At 59.1% G+C, this 2,650-nt stretch carries 2 protein-coding genes; both read right to left on the bottom strand.

The annotated features are described in order from the left end of the window. Positions 1-713: 713 nt before the first annotated feature. Positions 714-1,559 carry a M48 family metalloprotease gene (locus tag H0V78_11910; GenBank protein MBA2352446.1) on the bottom strand — a complete coding sequence of 282 codons (846 nt, stop codon included), beginning with the start codon at positions 1,557-1,559 and terminating at the stop codon, positions 714-716. Positions 1,560-1,592: 33 nt separating this feature from the next. Continuing rightward, positions 1,593-2,642, bottom strand: a complete 1,050-nt coding sequence (thiO, locus tag H0V78_11905) for a glycine oxidase ThiO (protein ID MBA2352445.1) — start codon at positions 2,640-2,642, stop codon at positions 1,593-1,595. Between the last annotated feature and the right edge of the window lie 8 nt (positions 2,643-2,650).

Here is a 2,650-nt window from a genome sequence, read left to right as displayed (position 1 = left end):
ACCTCGATTTCCTGGAAAACCGCATTGGTCAGGCGTAGTTCGTTGGCGGCCCTGGCTGAACTGAAGCTGCAAGCGAGAATGACCGCGAGTAGCAATTCGGTGTGAATTCTCGACACAAATAGTCGTTTTATCGCCATCATCTCTAATATCTCCTCATAAGAAACAACATGATGCACCGTATTATCAATGTTAAACATCTTTTTAAGCCATAAGCGTGCCAAACCCGTTGATCGCTTGTACTCAAGGTTTTAGGCACGGGCAGAGCGTGGAGAACTAAACCTGCGAGATTGAGGCGGTACGGCGGAGGAACGTGGCGCCGGGGAATGGGGGCGCTAGACCCGCCTGCTAAAGGCGGTACGACGATGGCATCGCAGCAAGCGTGCCGCTGGGAGAATTACTGACGGTATTCTTACTTGGGCTTATCTATCAAGTGCGTGCTGAACTCATCTGCAAACCGGTTGTTTTTCTGCAGATGCCGGATTTCGTCGGCTCTTGACGTGTTTTTGTTATGTCCGGGGCTCCCGAACCGCGGAGTGGCCGGCTTCGCGATCAAGGTTTTGGTCGGCGCCTTTGGCGCCGTCCATTTGCGCCAACGGAAAATCGACTAATGCCGTGGGCACGCAGCAACTCTTCGGTGAAATCGCTGAACCTTGCTGGCGACGCCTGGCCTCGTCGCGCAGTTGCGCGAAAGCTCAAAAGATCACGGCCAGGCGCTAAAGCAAGCGCTGCACTGCGTCCAGTCGCTGCGGATTGCCAAGGCCGCGCGAGGCTTTCACGCCATCCGGAAATTTTTTGGCGATTTCCGATTGGATGCTTTCACGGCGATTGCCGGGATTCGGATGCGTTTGCAGCCACTCGACGCCGCCACGCCCGCCGCCTGATGCTTTCTCCAGAATATCCATCACGCCGGCCATCGCCCGCGGATCGAAGCCTGCTTCCGCCATAAAGCGGATGCCGAGCCCATCGGATTCAAGCTCGTCGCTGCGCCCGTATTTAAGGTTGATCATGTTGCCGACCATCGAGGCGACCATGGCCGCCTGCTGGCCACTGCCGTCGCCGGATCCGGCTACTCCGGCGGCGCCGACAAGTATCTGCGTCAACTGCCCTTTCGCCATGTGTTCGGCGGCGTGCCTTCCGATCACATGGCCGACCTCGTGGCCAAGCACGCCGGCAAGCTGGGCTTCGTTCTGCAACTGCGCGAGCAGCGCCGCCGTGATAAAAATCGGGCCGCCGGGCAACGCGAATGCGTTCACCGTTTTTGGATCGGCGAGCACATGAAACTGGAATTTATAAGGCGAATCCTTGGCAGCACTGTTCTGCACCACGGTTTGCCCTACCGCATTCACGTATTTCTGCACGTCATCGGATGGATGGAGCCCGCCCATTTGCTCGGCCATCTGCGGCGCGGCCTCCAGCCCGAGCGCGATTTCCTGCTCGGGGGTAAAGCGCACGCGTTGCGATTCGCCGGTAATCGGATTGTCCTGCGTCGCGGTGAAATAAGTGAACAGGCCGATGAGAGCCATGATCCCGGCAATAATGAAACGAGCGCCTCTTCCCATGACATGTCCTTTTTCAAAAAGATTGGAATGATTCTACGACGATTTCCAAGCGCGAGCCCCGCCAGGCCAGCGGTATGGCGCGGTATCGATCGCCGCCGGTAGACCAAGCGCTGCCGCAGTCAGCAATCGCGCGCTGCCCGGCGCCATCGTCACGCCGTAGCGAAAGTGGCCGCTGTTGATAAAGAGATTATCGATCTCTGGATGCCGGGCAATAGCTGGAATATTACCCGGTGCGGCAGGCCGCAGCCCTGCCCACTGTGCCGCCAGATTTTTTTTGTTCAGTGAGGGCAACAGCGCGTGAGCGTGGGCCATCAATTCTTCGCGCGCCGCCGCCGTCGTCGATTTATCGAAGCCGACATTTTCGACTGTGCTGCCCGCCAGAATGTGGCCATCCGCGCGCGGCACCAGATAAAAATCGTCTTCGAGCAGCATCGGGCCCAGTGTATTCAGCGCGCAGTTGAATAACAGCATTTGCCCACGCACCGGCTGGATATCGAGCGCGAGCGCGTGCTCGCCAAGCAGGCGCTGGCTCCATGCGCCGGCGCAGACGACAAACTGCCCGCCGCCCAATTCCCCCTCGCCGCAGCGCAATGAAACGATGCGCGAGCCGGACTGGCAAAAACCGAGAACCTCCGTGTTTTCGATGACCTTTACATCCATGCGCGAAAGCGCGACGAGCAAGGCTTTGAGCAGGCGCGGCGGCCTCACCTGAGCCGCGCTCGGCAACCACCACGCTTCGCGCTCGACAGCTAGTTGCGGCACGATGGCGCGCGCTGCAACCCTTTCACTTTCTGCGCAAGAAGCCGCAAACCAGTCGCGCGCGCGAATGTCATCGCGCTCATCGTCGTCCGCGGTCAGCATCAGCATGCCCGACCGCCGATATTCGCAGTCGATCCCACTCGTTTCTTTCAGTGACGCAACCCAATCGGCGTAGAGCGTTTCGCTGTAGCGTGCGAGATCGATTACCCCTTTGTCATAATCCCACGGCGGCAGCACCGAAAGAATACCGGCGCCGGCCCACGAAGATTCGCAACCCACTCGGCCGCGTTCGATCAGCGTGACCGATGCGCCGCGCCGCGCCAGTTCATACG

Source organism: Burkholderiales bacterium, assembly GCA_013695435.1.
GTDB lineage: Bacteria > Pseudomonadota > Gammaproteobacteria > Burkholderiales > JACMKV01 > JACMKV01.
This window is presented reverse-complemented; position numbering and strand designations above follow the sequence as displayed.

Coding starts and splice junctions, on each gene's coding strand:
- H0V78_11910 (MBA2352446.1), bottom strand. CDS start 1,559: ATGGGAAGAGGCGCTCGTTTCATTATTGCCGGGATCATGGCTCTCATC.